At 70.7% G+C, this 16,534-nt stretch carries 14 protein-coding genes; all 14 read right to left on the bottom strand.

What is annotated here, in order from left to right; translation table 11 throughout:
* Positions 1 to 78: 78 nt before the first annotated feature.
* The 14 genes from OHS81_RS27515 to OHS81_RS27450 all read right to left on the bottom strand — a co-directional run bounded on the left by OHS81_RS27515 (position 79) and on the right by OHS81_RS27450 (position 16,532).
* Positions 79 to 1,197 carry a DivIVA domain-containing protein gene (locus tag OHS81_RS27515; RefSeq protein ID WP_129296869.1) on the bottom strand — a complete coding sequence of 373 codons (1,119 nt, stop codon included), beginning with the start codon at positions 1,195 to 1,197 and terminating at the stop codon, positions 79 to 81.
* 49 nt (positions 1,198 to 1,246) lie between these two features.
* Complete coding sequence (locus OHS81_RS27510) at positions 1,247 to 1,540, bottom strand: YggT family protein (protein ID WP_042162056.1); 294 nt, start codon at positions 1,538 to 1,540, stop codon at positions 1,247 to 1,249.
* A gap of 72 nt (positions 1,541 to 1,612) precedes the next feature.
* Complete coding sequence (locus OHS81_RS27505; RefSeq protein ID WP_328387484.1) at positions 1,613 to 2,233, bottom strand: cell division protein SepF; 621 nt, start codon at positions 2,231 to 2,233, stop codon at positions 1,613 to 1,615.
* 123 nt (positions 2,234 to 2,356) lie between these two features.
* Entirely contained in the window at positions 2,357 to 3,124 is a 768-nt protein-coding gene (locus tag OHS81_RS27500; protein ID WP_328387482.1) for a YggS family pyridoxal phosphate-dependent enzyme, read from the bottom strand.
* Positions 3,076 to 3,840, bottom strand: a complete 765-nt coding sequence (pgeF, locus tag OHS81_RS27495) for a peptidoglycan editing factor PgeF (RefSeq protein ID WP_328387480.1) — start codon at positions 3,838 to 3,840, stop codon at positions 3,076 to 3,078. Before pgeF ends, OHS81_RS27500 begins: the two co-directional genes overlap by 49 nt.
* Positions 3,841 to 3,854: 14 nt before the next feature.
* On the bottom strand, positions 3,855 to 5,090 hold the full coding sequence (ftsZ, locus tag OHS81_RS27490) for a cell division protein FtsZ (RefSeq protein WP_328387478.1): 1,236 nt from the start codon (positions 5,088 to 5,090) through the stop codon (positions 3,855 to 3,857).
* A 281-nt stretch (positions 5,091 to 5,371) separates the two neighbouring features.
* Positions 5,372 to 6,187, bottom strand: a complete 816-nt coding sequence (locus tag OHS81_RS27485; protein ID WP_328387476.1) for a cell division protein FtsQ/DivIB — start codon at positions 6,185 to 6,187, stop codon at positions 5,372 to 5,374.
* Between the two features lie 22 nt (positions 6,188 to 6,209).
* A complete protein-coding gene (gene murG, locus OHS81_RS27480) occupies positions 6,210 to 7,301 on the bottom strand; it encodes an undecaprenyldiphospho-muramoylpentapeptide beta-N-acetylglucosaminyltransferase (protein ID WP_088797240.1) in 1,092 nt (363 codons plus the stop codon).
* 6 nt (positions 7,302 to 7,307) lie between these two features.
* Positions 7,308 to 8,654 carry a putative lipid II flippase FtsW gene (gene ftsW, locus OHS81_RS27475; protein ID WP_328387473.1) on the bottom strand — a complete coding sequence of 449 codons (1,347 nt, stop codon included), beginning with the start codon at positions 8,652 to 8,654 and terminating at the stop codon, positions 7,308 to 7,310.
* A gap of 60 nt (positions 8,655 to 8,714) precedes the next feature.
* Positions 8,715 to 10,151, bottom strand: coding sequence for a UDP-N-acetylmuramoyl-L-alanine--D-glutamate ligase (gene murD / locus OHS81_RS27470; protein WP_328391456.1), 1,437 nt, complete (start codon positions 10,149 to 10,151; stop codon positions 8,715 to 8,717).
* Between the two features lie 2 nt (positions 10,152 to 10,153).
* Positions 10,154 to 11,218, bottom strand: coding sequence for a phospho-N-acetylmuramoyl-pentapeptide-transferase (mraY, locus tag OHS81_RS27465; RefSeq protein WP_088801983.1), 1,065 nt, complete (start codon positions 11,216 to 11,218; stop codon positions 10,154 to 10,156).
* Between the two features lie 5 nt (positions 11,219 to 11,223).
* Complete coding sequence (locus OHS81_RS27460; RefSeq protein ID WP_328387471.1) at positions 11,224 to 12,675, bottom strand: UDP-N-acetylmuramoyl-tripeptide--D-alanyl-D-alanine ligase; 1,452 nt, start codon at positions 12,673 to 12,675, stop codon at positions 11,224 to 11,226.
* A 62-nt stretch (positions 12,676 to 12,737) separates the two neighbouring features.
* The gene (locus tag OHS81_RS27455; protein ID WP_443058774.1) at positions 12,738 to 14,501 is read right to left on the bottom strand and encodes a UDP-N-acetylmuramoyl-L-alanyl-D-glutamate--2,6-diaminopimelate ligase; all 1,764 of its coding nucleotides are present in this window, start codon (positions 14,499 to 14,501) and stop codon (positions 12,738 to 12,740) included.
* 18 nt (positions 14,502 to 14,519) lie between these two features.
* A complete protein-coding gene (locus tag OHS81_RS27450; RefSeq protein ID WP_328387469.1) occupies positions 14,520 to 16,532 on the bottom strand; it encodes a peptidoglycan D,D-transpeptidase FtsI family protein in 2,013 nt (670 codons plus the stop codon).
* Positions 16,533 to 16,534 lie beyond the last annotated feature (2 nt).

Genomic DNA, 16,534 nt, shown 5'->3' with positions numbered 1-16,534 from the left:
ACACAAAAGGGCCGGGCCCCGAAGGAGTGTTCCCTCGGGGCCCGGCCCTGATTGCCGACTCTGCGCGCTACGCGGACGTCAGTTGTCGTCCTCGTCGATCAGGAAGCCGCGCATCGGCGACGGCGTCTGCTGCATCGGCTGCGGGCTCTGCGGCCGCACCGGAGCCATCGGCTGGGTCATCGCCGGCGACATCTGCTGCTGCCCGCCGTAGGACGGACCGCCGTTGGACTGGCCGGCCATGGAGTGGTTGCCGCCCATCTGCTGGCCGCCACCCATGGTGTGGTTGCCGCCGCCCATGCTGCCGGCACCGGCCGACGCCATCGACGGGGACGGCGGCAGCGAAGCGGCAGCCGGGGTCCGCGGCGGGGCCAGCGAGTCGTCGGCCTGGTTCTCCAGCTGACGCAGCTGGCTCTCCAGGTAGGACTTCAGCCGCGTGCGGTACTCGCGCTCGAAGCCGCGCAGGTCCTCGACCTTGCGCTCCAGCGTCGCGCGGGCCGACTCCAGCGAGCCCATCGCCACGCGGTGCTTCTCCTGCGCGTCCCGCTCCAGCGCGTCGGCCTTGGCGCGGGCGTCCCGCTCCAGGCCCTCGGCACGGCTGCGCGCCTCGCCGACGATCTTGTTGGCCTCGGAACGGGCCTCCGCGATCGCCTGGTCGGCGGTCTGCTGTGCCAGCGACAGCACGCGCGCCGCGCTGTCACCGCCCGGGCCGCCCTGCTGGCCACCGGGGCCGGGCAGCTGCGGTCCGCCGGGACCGCCCATCGGGCCGCCCATGGGACCGCCGGGACCCATCGGACCGGGACCGTGCGGGCCCTGCGGGCCGGGGCCGTGGCCACCGGGACCAGGAGGCAGCTGCGGTGCACCACCAGGCAGTTGGGGAGGGCCACCCATCCCCTGCTGCTGCTGCGGCGGGACCGGCTGCGGACCGGATATGGCGGCGGGCACCGGAGACCCGGGCCGCTGCTGCTGCTCCTGCTGCTGGTCCGGTCCCTTGCGCAGCCCCTGCTGCTGCTGGTTCTGCGCGGCGGCGCGGGTGGCAGCGGCCAGCTTGGCGCGAAGGTCCTCGTTCTCCCGCAGGAGCCGGGTCAGTTCGGCTTCGACCTCATCGAGGAAGGCATCGACCTCGTCCTCGTCATAGCCTTCTCGGAGGCGGACGGTCGTGAACTGCTTGTTCCGCACGTCCTCGGGGGTCAACGGCATCTCTACTTCACCTCAACGTAGTCGTCGGCAATCGGCAAGACCGTATCGTTCACACCAACAACACCGACCTCACGACGGTGATCAGGATGTACACGATGATCATCAATACGAAGAAGGACAGATCGAGCGCCACGCCCCCGAGACGCAGCGGCGGGATTACCCGCCGCAGAAGCTTGAGTGGCGGATCAGTGACAGTGTAGGCGGCCTCAAGAATGACCACCATCGCCTTGCCGGGTTGCCATGAACGGGCGAACTGGAAGACATAGTCCATCACCAGCCGGAAGATCAACACGATCAGGAAGCAGTACAGCGCGATGTAGATCACCTGACCAAAGACACTCATCTCGCGCAGTCCCTCTCCCCTTGCCTTGCTCGTGTGTTGGCCTCACGGCCTCGGTGTGCCCGGTGTTGCGTCTCAGCTCTGGTTGAAGAACCCGCCCTCTGCGATGCGGGCCTTGTCCTCCGCCGTGACATCGACGTTAGCAGGCGACAACAGGAACACCTTCTGCGTCACCCGCTCGATGCTGCCGTGAAGACCAAACACCAAACCGGCCGCAAAGTCGACAAGTCGCTTCGCATCGGTATCGTCCATCTCCGTGAGATTCATGATCACCGGAGTGCCCTCACGGAAGTGTTCCCCGATGGTACGGGCTTCGTTGTAGGTCCGGGGGTGGAGTGTGGTGATGCGGTAGGGCTCCCGCTCGGACACAACTTTGGGCATGATCACCGGTGCGTTCTTCTCCAGATTTGGACGTTCGGGTGTGATGGATGCCACGGGGGCGATTCGCGCGGGTCGTCCGTTTTCCGCGGCGAGCGGGGCCGGTTCACGTTGCGCCGGAGGTGTCACGGCACGGACGGGTTCCTCCCTTTCGGGGGGGATTTCGGCCTGCACTGGGTGCTGTTGACGCCGCCCCCGGTCGGGCTCCGGGTCAAGCTCGGGCTCGAACTCGTCATCGGGGTCGAACCCCCGGCCGTCGTACCCATCGTCCTCCACGAGGCCGAGGTAGACCGCCATCTTGCGCATCGCGCCGGCCATTCTCTGCGTCCTCCGCTCTGTGGTGGATCGGCTCCGTCACCAGGGGCCTTGGATCCACGCGGCCTGCCCGCTTTTTGCGGGAATGACCATATTTTGTGCTGTGGTCCGACTTGCTTGGCGACGTTACCGGAGCCGTGGTCGGACTCCGAGTACCGCAGTGCCGACGCGCACATGTGTCGCCCCGGCCGCCACGGCTTCTTCGAGGTCCGCGCTCATACCTGCGGACACCATGGTGGCAGCAGGATGACCCGCGCGCAGGTCGGATGAGATTTCCATGAGCCGCCCGAAAGCGGCGAGTTCACGTCCGGCGTACGGCCCGGCCAGCGGGGCGACGGTCATCACACCGTCCAGCCGCAGACCCTCGGCCCCGGCGACCGCTTCGGCCAGCGCCCCGACTCCGTCGGGTGCCACCCCGCCGCGCTCACCGCGCTCCCCCGCCTCCGCATCGAGCGCCACCTGGATCAGACAGCCCAGTTCACGCCCGGCACGCACCGCCTCCTTGGACAGTGCGGTGACGAGCCGGACCCGGTCGACCGATTGCACAATTCCGGCATAACCGGCCACGGAGCGCACCTTGTTGGTCTGCAGCTGCCCAACAAAATGCCAAGTAAGGGGCAAATCAGCGCATTCAGTGGCCTTGGGAGCGGCCTCCTGATCGCGGTTCTCCGCGACCTGGCGCACCCCCAGCTCCGCGAGCAACCGGACATCGCTCGCGGGGTAGGTCTTGGTGACCACGATCAGGGTCACCTCGTCACGCGGCCGGCCGGCCCTGGCACATGCGGCGGAGATACGTTCCTCCACCCGGGCCAGGTTCTCGGCCAGTTGCGTCTTGCGGTCGTTGGTCACAGCTCGGCCTCCCCCAGCCGCGGGCCGGGGGTGTCCCCGAGCCATACATAGCTCGCGAGCCGTCCCGTCGTACGGTCGCGCCGGTAAGAGAAGTGGTCGGCGGATTCGCGGGTGCAGATGTGGGAATCCTCACGCACCTGCACGCCCGCCGCGGCGAGTTGGGCCCGTACCCCTGCGGTGACGTCCACCGCGGGAGTGCCCCAGCCGGTCACCGCACGGGCCTCGGGTGCCACCGCGGCGACATCGGAGCGCATCGCCTCGGGCACCTCGTAACACCGCCCGCAGATCGCCGGTCCGGTGTACGCGACGGTCCGCGCCGGCACCGCCCCCTGCTGCACCATGGCCTCGACGACCGCCGGGACCACCCCGGCGACCAGACCGGGCCGTCCGGCATGCGCGGCCCCCGCGATCCCGGCGACCGGATCGGCCAGCAGGACCGGGGTGCAGTCGGCGGTCAGCACGGCGAGCGCGAGGCCCCGGCGGCCGGTCACCACCGCGTCGACACCGGGGATGTCGTCGCCGTGCCACGGCCCGTCGACCACCGCGACGTCCCGGCCGTGCACCTGGTGCATCCACACCACCGCGGCCGGGTCGAGGCCGAGTTCCGCGGCGGCCCGCGCGCGGTTGGCGTATACGGCCTGCGGGTCGTCGCCGACCGCGCCGCCCAGGTTGAGCTGATCGTACGGAGCGGCGCTCACCCCGCCCCACCTGTCGGTGAAGGCGAAGTGCGCGCCGCTCTCGTGGTGCTGTGTCCCTATCACTTCGGTGCTTTACGTCACTTCAGGAAGTCGGGGACGTCCAGTTCCTCGGCCGCGGAGTCCGAGTACGGACGGGCCGGGGGAACCTGCGGAGCGCTCGCCGGGGGCGACGGGACCTCGCTCAGTGAGGAGGAAGAAGAGGACTCGGCCGGGGCCGGCTCCTCGTCACGCACCGGAACCGAACCCAGTCCGCCGAAGGACGACGAACGCGGCTCCGGCGGGGTGGCCGGACGGCTCGGGGCCGGGGCGGGCTCTTCGCGCTTCGGGGACGACAGTGCCGACTGGGCATCGCGGCGGGCCGGCGGCTGACCGCCGTCGAATCCCGCGGCGATGACCGTCACCCGGACCTCGTCGCCCAGCGCATCGTCGATGACCGCACCGAAGATGATGTTGGCTTCCGGGTGGGCGGCCTCGCTGACCAGCTGCGCGGCCTCGTTGATCTCGAAGAGACCGAGGTCGGAACCGCCGGAGATGGAGAGCAGCACCCCGCGGGCGCCGTCGATGGAGGCCTCCAGGAGGGGCGAGGAGATCGCCATCTCCGCGGCGGCCACCGCACGGTCGTCGCCCCGTGCCGAGCCGATGCCCATGAGCGCGGAACCGGCCTCCGACATCACGGACTTGACGTCGGCGAAGTCGAGGTTGATCAGACCCGGTGTGGTGATCAGGTCGGTGATGCCCTGGACACCCGACAGCAGCACCTGGTCCGCGGACTTGAACGCGTCGAGCACGCTCACCTGACGGTCCGAGATGGACAGCAGCCGGTCGTTGGGGATCACGATGAGGGTGTCGACCTCTTCGCGCAGCTGCGCGATGCCGTCCTCGGCCTGGTTGGCGCGACGGCGGCCCTCGAAGGTGAACGGGCGGGTGACCACACCGATCGTCAGGGCGCCCAGCGAGCGGGCGATGTTGGCGACGACGGGTGCGCCGCCGGTGCCGGTGCCGCCGCCCTCACCCGCGGTCACGAAGACCATGTCGGCCCCCTTGAGGACCTCCTCGATCTCCTCACGGTGGTCCTCGGCCGCCTTGCGACCCACATCCGGGTTGGCGCCGGCGCCGAGCCCGCGCGTCATTTCGCGGCCGACGTCGAGCTTGACGTCGGCGTCGCTCATCAGCAGCGCCTGCGCATCGGTGTTGATCGCGATGAACTCGACGCCCTTGAGCCCGACCTCGATCATCCGGTTGATGGCGTTCACGCCACCGCCGCCGATGCCGACGACCTTGATGACTGCGAGGTAGTTCTGCGGTGCTGCCACGTCGAAGGCCTCTCGCCTCGAGTTACGTGTCGTCGCCGCACTGCGTGTGGACGCCGACTGATGCCGATGGGACGGTTCGTATCGCCGACCCGAACCCTAACGTTGAAGTTTAGGGTTACCTGTGCCTGTGTTCCTTGGTTCCATAGTCCCTTTGGAACGAGACACTAAGTCGACAAGGCGCGCGCGTTCAACGAACACGCCGAACCTCCCGTTTTTCTTTTCACCCTATGTGATCACCCATAGTCGTAGCCATCCAGGGTGCTGGCCTGCGGCGGGGCACGTCAACTCCCGGATACCGCAGGGGCACTGGGGACCGAGACGTCGAAGTGGCGCCCGCCGTGCGCCGCTTTCAGCAGCGCGGTCAGCACCTTTGCCTTTTCGGCGCCCTCTTCGCGGCTGCCCCACGCAACCGTGCGGCCGCCGGTCAGTTCGAGGGTGACGGCGTCGTAGGACCGTACACGGACCTTGCGTACGTCCTTGCGCACGGCCGTGGGCAGATCCCGGGTGACCTCGACCGCGGCCCGCCGCAACCGGTCGATTCCGAACTGGTACGGACTCGGGGAGTCGGAAACGGTCATTTCCAGAAGCGGAACGCCCCGGGGGGCGGTGCGAACGGTGGCGAACCGGACGCCCTCGGCGTCCACTTCGACGAACCTTCCGCCCGCTCGCATCAGCAGTTCCGGCATTCTTTCGGTCACCTTCAGACCGATTGTGTGCGGCCAGGACCGCTCGACGTCCACGGTCTTGATGCGCGGCAGTCGCGCGCGCAACCGCCGGGCGAGCGCGTCCGTGTCCACCGAGACCAGTGGCTCGCTCATCGGGGCGCGTGCCGCGGCGACGACTTCATGCGGTGTCAGCACGCGGGTGCCGGTGGCCTCGACGCGTTCCACCCGGAGCCAGTTCGAGGCGTAGAGCGCCCAGACGCCGAACGCGCCGAGCAGCACCGCGACGATCGTGATGATGATCAGACTGCGGCGGCCCGGCGCGCGAAGGGGAATGCGCACCCGCCTCCATCCCGTCGCGCGGGGTGGCGCGGCGGAGGGCGGGCCGGACGGTGACTTCTTCTCGCCGCGTCGGGCGGTTGCCGGTCCGGCCACGCTCCCTGCCTTCTCTCGTGCGCTACTTGTTGTGCTGCGCGATCGCCTCGTACACCATGCCGACCAGCAGCTCGTCGGCGTCCCGGCGGCCGAACTCGGAGGCCGCGCGGGACATCTCGTACAGCCGGTGCGGATCGGCCAGGACCGGGAGCACGCTGCTTTGCACCCACTCCGGGGTCAACTGGGCGTCATCGACCAGCAGGCCCCCGCCGGCGTTGACCAGCGGCTGGGCGTTGAGCCGCTGCTCGCCGTTGCCGATGGGCAGCGGGACGAAGGCGGCCGGCAGCCCGACGGCGGACAACTCGGCGACGGTCATCGCGCCCGCGCGGCAGAGCATCATGTCGGCCGCGGCGTACGCGAGATCCATCCGGTCCACGTACGGTACCGGGACATAGGGGGGCATCCCGGGCATGTTGTCCGCGTGCGGCAGTTCGTTCTTCGGGCCGACCGCGTGCAGCACCTGGATCCCGGCACGCTGGAGGGCCGGGACGGCGGCCTGGGTGACCTCGTTCAGCCGGCGGGCGCCCTGCGAACCGCCGGACACCAGCAGGGTCGGGAGGTTGGGGTCGAGCCCGAAGGCTGCCCGCGCCTCGGGGCGGACCGCGGCACGGTCCAGGGTGGCGATGGTGCGGCGCAGCGGGATGCCGACGTAGCGGGCGCCGCGCAGCTTGCTGTCGGGGGTGCTGACGGCGACGAACTTGGCGTACCGCGAGCCGATCTTGTTGGCCAGGCCGGGGCGGGCATTGGCCTCGTGGACGATGATCGGCACCCCGAGGCGCTTGGCGGCGAGGTAGCCGGGCAGCGCCACATAGCCGCCGAAGCCGACGACGCAGTCGGCCTTGGTGCGCTCCAGGATCTGCTCGGCGGCCTTGATCGTGCCGCGCAGCCGCCCGGGGACGGTGATCAGCTCGGGGGTGGGCTTGCGCGGCAGCGGTACGGCCGGGATCAGGCCCAGCTCATAGCCGCGTTCCGGGACGAGGCGGGTCTCCAGGCCCTTTTCCGTACCGAGTGCCGTGATCCCCACGGTGGGGTCCTGCCTCCGCAGTGCGTCCGCGAGGGCGAGCGCGGGCTCGATGTGGCCGGCGGTCCCCCCACCGGCGAGTACGACATGCACCGAAATTCACCGCTCTCCGGACGGCCGCTTCTTGACGCGCCGTCTCATCGTCTTCCATCTCACCCCAGCCTGCCTTCTGCCGAAGACCGGCTTCCGCGCCGACCGGGCCGACAACGCCGCCCGTGCAGCGGGCTCGTCACGCGCGAAGGCGATCAGCAGCCCGATGGCGAACATCGTCGGCAGCAGGGCCGAGCCTCCGTAGGAGAACAGCGGGAGCGGGACACCGGCGATCGGCAACAGGCCGAGCACCGCACCGATGTTGATCACGGCCTGAGCCGTGATCCAGGTGGTCACACCTCCCGCGGCGTACCGTACGAAGGGGTCCTCCGTGCGTCCGGCCACGCGGATACCCGCATAGCCTAGAGCCGCGAAGAGGGCGAGCACCGACAGCGTCCCCGCCAGACCCAGTTCCTCCCCGGTGATGGCGAAGATGAAGTCGGTGTGCGGTTCGGGGAGTTCTCCCCATTTTTCCATACTGGCGCCGAGGCCCGAACCGAAGAATCCGCCGGAGGCCAGGGCGTAGATGCCGTGCACGGCCTGCCAGCACTGGTCGCCGGGGCCCGGATCGGTCGCGCCGATGCAGGCCAGCCGGGACATCCGGTTGGCGCTGGTCTTGATCAGCAGCGCCCCGATCAGCGCGGCGCCGCCCAGTACCCCCACGAACAGCCGGGTCGGCGCACCGGCCAGCCACAGCAGCCCGAAGAGGATCGCCGTGAGAATGATCGCGGTACCCATGTCGCCGCCGAGCATGATCAGACCGAGCAGCAGGAACGCCACCGGGATCAGCGGCACCAGCAGATGCTTCCACTGCACCAGCAGCCGCTTGTCCTGTTTGCGGGCCAGCAGATCGGCTCCCCACAGCACCAGTGCGAGTTTGCCGAACTCGCTCGGTTGCATCTGGAAAGGGCCGCCGAGGTTGATCCAGTTCTGGTTGCCGTTGACCGCGACCCCTATGCCCGGAATCTGCACCAGGCACATCAGGAACACGGAGACGGCGAGCAGCGGATAGGCCAGCGTGCGGTGCAGCCGTACCGTCATCCGGGAGGCGGCCAGCAGCAGCCCGCCGCCGAGGACGGCGGCGAGCAGCTGCTTGCGGAAGAAGTACGTCGGGGCCAGACCGGACTGCAGCGCCTTGATCTGGGACGCCGAGTAGACCATCACCAGCCCCAGGACGGTGATCAGCAGGCTGCCGCCGAGGATCAGGTAGTAGGCGGTCAGCGGGCGGTCCCAGGCCCGTTTGAGGCGGGTGTGCAGCCCCCGGGGACCGCCCGGTGTGCGGCCGGCGCGCGGCGTGCGCACCGCGGAGGGCCGGCGCGGACGCGACGGGGCCGGCTTCGCCGATCGGGCCGTCATCCTCGTCCCCTCCACAGGTGCGCTCGCCGCCGGCTGACGACGACAGCGGGGAGAAACGGTCTAGTGATCCCGTGCGGTCAGCTCGCCGACCGCGTCGGCGAAGGCCTCGCCCCGCTTGTTGTAATTGACGAACATGTCCATCGAGGCACAGGCCGGAGCCAGCAGGACGGTGTCGCCGGGCTCGGCCAGGCGGCTCGCTTCCCGGACCGCCTCGGACATCGCCCCAGTGTCGGTCCGGTCGAGGTCGACCACCGGGACATCGGGGGCGTGTCGCGCCAGGGCTTCGCGAATCAGCGCCCGGTCGGCACCGATCAGCACCACACCGCGCAGCCGGGCCGCCGACTTCTGCACCAGCTCGTCGAAGGTCGCGCCCTTGGCGAGGCCGCCGGCGATCCACACGATGTGCTCGTACGCCGCCAACGACGCCTCGGCGGCATGGGTGTTGGTGGCCTTGGAGTCGTCGACGTAGCGGACGTTGCCGAGGTCCGCGATGTGCTGGATGCGGTGGGCGTCCGGGTGGAAGGCGCGCAGTCCGTCGCGTACGGCGGCGGGGGCCACCCCGAAGGCCCGGGCCAGCGCCGCGGCCGCGAGGGCGTTGGCGATGTTGTGCGGGGCCGCGGGCGTGACGTCCGAGACCTCCGCGAGCTCCTGGGCCTGCTGCTGCCGGTTCTCCACGAAGGCGCGGTCGACGAGGATGCCCTCGACGACGCCCACCTGGGAGGGCCCCGGGGTGCCGAGGGTGAAGCCGATGGCGCGGCAGCCTTCCTCGACGTCGGCCGCCCGGACCAGCTCCTCGGTCGCCGGGTCGGCGGCGTTGTACACGCAGGCGACGGTGTTGCCCTCGTAGATACGGCCCTTGTCGGCGGCGTAGGCCGCCATGGAACCGTGCCAGTCCAGGTGGTCGGGGGCGAGGTTGAGGACGGCCGCGGAGTGCGCCCGTACGGAGGGCGCCCAGTGCAGCTGGTAACTGGAGAGCTCGACGGCGAGGACGTCGTACGACGCGCCGTCCGGCTGCCCCTCGCCGAGCACCACATCGACGAGCGGGACGCCGATGTTGCCGACGGCGGCGGTGCGCAGCCCCGCCGCCTGCAGGATCGAGGCCAGCATCCGGACGGTGGTGGTCTTGCCGTTGGTGCCGGTGACCGCCAGCCAGGGGGCGGAGTCGGGGCCGCGCAGCCGCCAGGCCAGTTCGACATCGCCCCACACCTCGACGCCCGCCTTCCCGGCCGCGGCGAAGAGCGGACTGGCCGGCTTCCAGCCCGGGGTGGTGACGACCAGTTCCGTGCCCTCGGGGAGGGTGTCGCCGTCGCCCAGGCGGACGGTGGCCCCCAGCTCCTCCAGCTCGGCGGCCTGCGCACGCTCGCGCTCACCGTCGCTGCTGTTGACGACGGTGACGCGGGCGCCGAGGCCGGCCAGGGCGCGGGCGGCCGGAACGCCGCTCACGCCCAGGCCGGCAACGGTGACGCGCCGACCGGCGAAGTCCGCCGGGCTCTGCATGGTCACTTTGCCGCCTGCCAGCCGCCGTAGAAGATGCCGAGTCCCACGATGACGCACATGCCCTGGATGATCCAGAACCGGACCACCACAAGGACTTCGGACCACCCCTTGAGTTCGAAGTGGTGCTGGAGTGGCGCCATCCGGAAGACCCGCTTACCGGTGAGCCGGAACGAGCCGACCTGGATGACCACGGACATCGTGATCAGGACGAAGAGGCCGCCGAGGATGGCCAGCAGCAGCTCCGTACGGGAGCAGATGGCCAGACCGGCCAGCGCGCCGCCCAGGGCCAGCGAACCGGTGTCCCCCATGAAGATCTTGGCGGGCGAGGTGTTCCACCACAGGAAGCCGAAGCAGGCGCCCATCAGGGCCGAGGCGACGACCGCGAGGTCGAGTGGATCGCGGACCTCGTAACATCCCGGTCCCGCGGTGATCTGGTTGGCGCACGACTCCTGGTGCTGCCAGATGCCGATGAACGTGTACGCGCCGAAGACCATCACCGAGGCGCCGGTGGCGAGGCCGTCGAGGCCGTCGGTGAGGTTCACGCCGTTGGACATCGCCAGGATCATGAACAGGGCCCAGATCACGAAGATCACCGGGCCGATCTGCCAGCCGAAGTCCTGGGTGAAGGAGAGCCGGTCGGACGCCGGGGTCTGCCCGCGCAGATCGGCGAACTGCAGGGAGAGCACGGCGAAGGCGATGCCGACGATCAGCTGGCCGGCCATCTTGGCCTTGGCCCGCAGGCCCAGCGAACGCTGCTTGACGATCTTGATGTAGTCGTCGAGGAAGCCGACCAGGCCCATGCCCGCCATCAGGAACAGCACCAGCACACCGGAGAAGGTGGGGTCACTGCTCGTGATGACCTTGGTCAGCACATAGGCGATGATCGTGGCCAGGATGAAGGCGATACCACCCATGGTGGGCGTACCGCGCTTGCTGTGGTGATCGCGCGGGCCGTCATCGCGGATGAACTGCCCGTATCCCTTTTTGGCCAGCAGCTTGATCAGCAGCGGGGTGCCGATCAGGGTCAGGAAGAGCCCGATCATTCCGGAGAAGAGGATCTGCTTCATCGAGTTCATCGGGACGCGGCTCCACCCTCGGCGCCGGCAGCGCCCTCGAGGCCTGCGTCGTCCAGCAATCCTGCGGCCACCCGCTCCAGCCCCACCGACCTGGACGCCTTCACCAGCACGACGTCTCCCGGTCGCAGCTCGCTGCGCAACAGGTCGACCGCCGCCCGCGCGTCGGACACGTGCACCGACTCCTCACCCCACGAACCCTCGTTCTTGGCGCCCATGTCGAGCCAGGCCGCTTCCCTGCCGCCGACTGCCACGAGCTTGCTGACGTTGAGCCGGACGACCAGCCGCCCGACCGCGTCGTGTTCGGCGAGCGACTCCCCGCCGAGCTCGGCCATCTCACCGAGCACCGCCCACGTGCGACCGCCCTTCGCCTTGGCGGCTGCGCCCATGGCGACCAGCGCTCGCAGCGCCGCTCGCATGGACTCGGGGTTCGCGTTGTAGGCGTCGTTGACGACCGTCACGCCATCCGCGCGCTCGGTGACCTCCATACGCCAGCGGGAGAGCGTGCCGGCTTCGGAGAGCGCGGTGGCGATCTCGTCCACGGACATGCCCAACTCATGGGCGACGGCGGCCGCGGCAAGCGCGTTCGACACGTGGTGCTCACCGTACAGCCGCATCGTCACATCACTGCACCCGGAGGGTGTGTGAAGCGTGAAGGAGGGCTGTCCGGCCTCCGTGATCCGGACATTCTCGGCACGTACGGCGGCGTCCGCGGCCTCACCGAACAGGACGGTGCGGGCCGTTGTGCGGGGGACCATGGCACGCACATACGGGTCGTCGGCGTTGAGCACCGCGACCCCGCCGTCCTCGGCCGAGGGCAGCTCCTCGACGAGTTCGCCCTTTGCCAGGGCGATCTGCTCCCGGCCGCCGAACTCGCCGATGTGCGCGCTGCCGACGTTGAGCACCACACCGATCCTCGGCGGGGTCAGCCCGGCGAGGTAGCGGATGTGGCCGACGCCGCGGGCGCCCATCTCCAGGACGAGGTGGCGGGTGGTCTCATCGGCGCGCAGCGCGGTCAGCGGCAGCCCGATCTCGTTGTTGAGGTTGCCCTCCGGCCAGACCGTCGGGCCGGTGCGCTGCAGCAGCTGGGCGATCAGGTCCTTGGTGCTGGTCTTGCCGGCCGAGCCGGTGAGGCCGACGACGGTGGTGCCCAGCCGCCCGACGACGGCGCGGGCGAGCGCGCCGAGGGCGGCGACCACGTCGTCGACGACGATCGCGGGGACACCCACGGGGCGGGCGGCCAGGACGGCCACCGCGCCCGCCTCGACGGCACCCGCCGCGAAGTCGTGGCCGTCGGCACGGTCACCGGCGAAGGCCACGAAGAGTGCGCCGGGGCATACCGCGCGGGAGTCCGCCACGACCGGTCCGGTCACCCGGCGGCCGTCGTCCGGTATGTCGTGCTGCCGGCCGCCGACGATGCTCGCGATCTCGGCGAGCGACAGGGAGATCACAGGTCACCCCCGGCGAGGGGCGGGCGGTGACGGTAAAGGGGTTGTGCGCGCATGGCGGTGTGTCATCCCTGGTGGTTCGGCTGCGGTGACTGCTGCGACTGCTGTGACTTCAGCGAGTCCTCGATGGCATCGCGCAGCACCTGGCGGTCGTCGAAGGGGCGTACCACTCCGGCGATGTCCTGGCCCTGCTCGTGGCCCTTGCCCGCGACGATCACGGTGTCGCCGGACTCGGCGCGGGCGACGGCGGCGGCGATGGCGGTGGCCCGCTCTTCCTCGACCAGCACCGTGCCGCGTTCGTGGATGGGAACCTCCGCGGCCCCCGCGAGCATGGTGGCGAGGATCGAGAGCGGGTCCTCGCCACGCGGGTTGTCGGAGGTCAGGATGGCCGTGTCGGCGAGCCGGGCCACCGCGGCACCCATCGGTCCGCGCTTGTGCGGGTCACGGTCGCCGCCGCAGCCGAGGACGGCGTGCAGCTTGCCGTCGGTGACCTTGCGCAGCGCGCGCAGAACCGATTCGACAGCGTCGGTCTTGTGGGCGTAGTCGACGACCGCCAGGTACGGCTGGCCGGCGTCGATCCGCTCCAGGCGGCCGGGGACGCCGGGCACCGCGGCGACGCCGTCGGCCGCGGTCTGCGGGTCGATGCCGGCGACGACCAGCGAGACGATCGCGGCGAGCGCGTTGGCGACGTTGAACGGGCCGGCGATCGGGGAGGCGGCGCGCAGGGTCTGTCCGTCCGGCCCGTGCACGGTGAAGGTCGAGCCGAGCGCACCGACCTCGACGTCCGAGGCCCGCCAGTCGGCGTCCGGGTGGCCCTCGGCGGAGAAGGTGGTGACCGGGACCTCGGACTCGCCCTCGGCCAGCCGCTTGCCGTACTCGTCGTCGAGGTTGACGACGCCGGCCCGGCTGCGGGCCTTGGTGAACAGCTGGGCCTTGGCCTGGAAGTAGTCCTCCATCCCGGAGTGGAACTCCATGTGCTCCGGGCTGAGGTTGTTGAAGATCGCGACGTCGAAGACGCAGCCGTCGACCCGGCCGAGGACCAGGGCGTGGCTGGAGACCTCCATGGCGAGGGCACGCACGCCGCGCTCGCGCATCACGGCGAACAGCGCCTGCAGGTCGGTGGCCTCGGGGGTGGTGCGCTCGGACTTGATCCGCTCGTCGCCGATACGGGTCTCGACGGTGCCGATCAGGCCGGTCAGCCCGCCGTCGGGGCGCCCGGCCGCGGCCGCCCGCAGCCCGCCCTCGATGAGGTAGGCGGTGGTGGTCTTGCCGGAGGTGCCGGTGATGCCGATCTGGAGGAGGTCCTCGCCCGGCGCTCCGTAGATCGAGACGGCCAGGGCGCCCATCCGGGCGCGCGGGTTCTCGACGACGAGGGCCGGCAGGCCGGTCGCCGCGGCGCGCTCGGCGCCCGACGGGTCGGTCAGGATCGCCGCGGCGCCGAGGTCGGCGGCCTGGGCGACGAAGTCGGCGCCGTGCAGACGGGCGCCGGGCAGCGCGGCATAGACGTCGCCGGGGCGGACCGCCCGGGAGTCATGGGTGATGCCGGTGACCGTGGCATCGGCCTGGCCGGGATCCGGGGCGGGGCATCCCAGCTGCTCGGCGAGGTCCGCCAGGGGGGTGGGGCGGACCGTTTCAGGGCGTGGGGCTCCCGGATAGGTGCCGGGCCCGCCCTTCTCGGCGTGCTGGGCTTTCGGGGACTGATCAGCGTGTGACACGGCGGTGAGCGTACCGGGCACCACCGGCCCGGGGCGAAGTGAGGGCCGTGGGGAGGAGCAGTTTCCCGCGACGGGGGTGCCGTCGGGGGTGCCGTCGGGGGTGATGGTCGTCACGGCGGAATTGCCTCGATTTCATTGGCCTGGCGTGAAGGTGACCGGCAGCCGCGGGGGTCCCGCGCCGGTCGGCGGGACCTGGAGGGTTTTCAGCGCGAAGGCCATGACCTGCTGGTAGATCGGGCCACAGACCTGGCCGCCGAAGTAACTGCCCGTGGTGGGGTTCTGCACGGCGCAGTAGACCGTGATGCGGGGCTTGTCGGCCGGTGCGAAGCCGGCGAAGGACGCGGTGTAGCCGTGGTACCGGCCGGTTTTGGGGTCCACCCGGTTGGACGTTCCGGTTTTGCCGCCGACGCGGTAGCCGTCGATCTTCGCCTTCGCTCCGGTGCCCTCCTCGTCGTCGACCACCGATTCGAGCATGGTGGCGAGGGTGCGCGCGGTCTTCGGGCTGACCACGCGGTTCCTGCCGGGCTTGGGCGCCGGTGCGTAGTGGCCGTCGGGTCCGGTGCTGCCGCGGACCAGTGTGGGGGCGATGCGCTCGCCCCCGTTGGCGATCGTGGAGTAGACCGAGGCGGCCTGTACGGCGTTGAGGGACAGTCCCTGGCCGAACGGGATGGTGAACTGCTGTGAGGTGTTCCAGTCCTGCGGCTTGGCCAGGATGCCGTCGGTCTCCCCGGGAAAGCCGAGCCCGGTCGGCTTCCCGATACCGAACTTCCGCAGGTACGAGTAGAGGACCTGGTTGGCCTGGGGCTGGGTCCGGCCGAGCTGGCCGGCGGCGAGGATCGTGCCGATGTTGCTGGACTTGGCGAGCACGCCGTTGAGCGTCAGATGCCAGGTGGCGTGGTCGACGTCGTCCGCGAACAGCCGGTCGCCGCGGTGCAGCCGGTTGGGCACGGTGACGCGGGTGGCGGACGTGGCGACGCCCTCCTCCAGGACGGCGGCCATCGACATCAGCTTGCTGGTGGACCCCGGCTCGAAGGCGTCGGACAGCGCGGCGTTGCCCAGCGCCTCCGGATCGGCCTCCGACACCTCGTTGGGGTCGAACCCGGGCGCGTTGGCGAGTGCCAGGATCTCTCCGGTGCGGGTGTCCTGGACGACGACGTAGCCGCGGTCGGCGTTCGACTTGGCGACCTGCTCGGTGATGGCCTGCTGGGCGGCCCACTGGATGTCGCGGTCGAGGGTGAGCTCGACGTCGCTGCCGGGGACGGCGGGGTGTTCCTGGGTGTCGGCGGTGGGCACCCGGCGGCCGCCGGACTGGGCGTAGACGAGCTTGCCGTCCTTGCCCGCCAGCTGCCTGTTCAGCAGCGCCTCCAGGCCGCCGCCGCCCTTGCCGGCACCGTTGACGAAGCCGAGGACGCCGGAGGCGAGGTCCTTGTTCGGGTAGAGGCGCTTGCTGTGCTTGTCGGCGAAGATCCCCACCAGGACGTCGGGGCGGGGTGCGCTCTTGGGGGCGGCGGCCGCCTTGGCGTCGAGCCCGGCGCGCAGGTCCTTGATCCGCTTCCAGACCTGCGGGGTGCGCTGCCGGGCGAGCAGGACGTAGCGCGCCTTGGGCTGGTCGAGCTTCGCGGCGAGGGTAGCGCGGTCCTCGCCGAGGATCGGCGCGAGCAGCGCGGCGGCCCGCTGCGGAGCGTCGTCGATCTTGGTCTTGGCGGGCGCCAGCAGACTCGGGTCGGCGGTGATGTCGTACGCGTCGACGGTGGTGGCGAGGTCCACGCCGTTGCGGTCGGTGATCGCACCGCGCTCGGCGGCCAGCTTGACCGGTACATAGCGGTTCTCGTTGGCCTTGGCGGCGAACGCCCCGGCGTCCACGGCCTGCACCTGGAAGAGGCGTACGACGAAGACCAGCATCACCAGCGTCAGCGCGAGGGAGACCAGCCGCAGCCGGGGGCGCGGGCTGCCCAGGCGGAGCACCGGGGTCCCGGAGCGGGGTCGGGCAGGGCGGCGGGCGGGGGGCCGGGGACCCGGCCGGGGCGCGGGGCGTTTGGCGGGCGGGCGGCCGCCCCGGCCACCGGCCTGCCCGCCGCGACCGCCCGCCTGGCCGCCGCGCTGGGCGGGGCGCGGCACCCGGCGGGGGTCCCTGGGCTCGGTCATGC

It is taken from the genome of Streptomyces sp. NBC_00400, from assembly GCF_036048035.1.
GTDB lineage: Bacteria > Actinomycetota > Actinomycetes > Streptomycetales > Streptomycetaceae > Streptomyces.
This window is presented reverse-complemented; position numbering and strand designations above follow the sequence as displayed.

Coding starts and splice junctions, on each gene's coding strand:
- OHS81_RS27515 (WP_129296869.1), bottom strand. CDS start 1,197: ATGCCGTTGACCCCCGAGGACGTGCGGAACAAGCAGTTCACGACCGTC.
- OHS81_RS27510 (WP_042162056.1), bottom strand. CDS start 1,540: ATGAGTGTCTTTGGTCAGGTGATCTACATCGCGCTGTACTGCTTCCTG.
- OHS81_RS27505 (WP_328387484.1), bottom strand. CDS start 2,233: ATGGCCGGCGCGATGCGCAAGATGGCGGTCTACCTCGGCCTCGTGGAG.
- OHS81_RS27500 (WP_328387482.1), bottom strand. CDS start 3,124: ATGGCTCGGGGACACCCCCGGCCCGCGGCTGGGGGAGGCCGAGCTGTG.
- ftsW (WP_328387473.1), bottom strand. CDS start 8,654: ATGACGGCCCGATCGGCGAAGCCGGCCCCGTCGCGTCCGCGCCGGCCC.
- murD (WP_328391456.1), bottom strand. CDS start 10,151: ATGCAGAGCCCGGCGGACTTCGCCGGTCGGCGCGTCACCGTTGCCGGC.
- mraY (WP_088801983.1), bottom strand. CDS start 11,218: ATGAAGCAGATCCTCTTCTCCGGAATGATCGGGCTCTTCCTGACCCTG.
- OHS81_RS27450 (WP_328387469.1), bottom strand. CDS start 16,532: ATGACCGAGCCCAGGGACCCCCGCCGGGTGCCGCGCCCCGCCCAGCGC.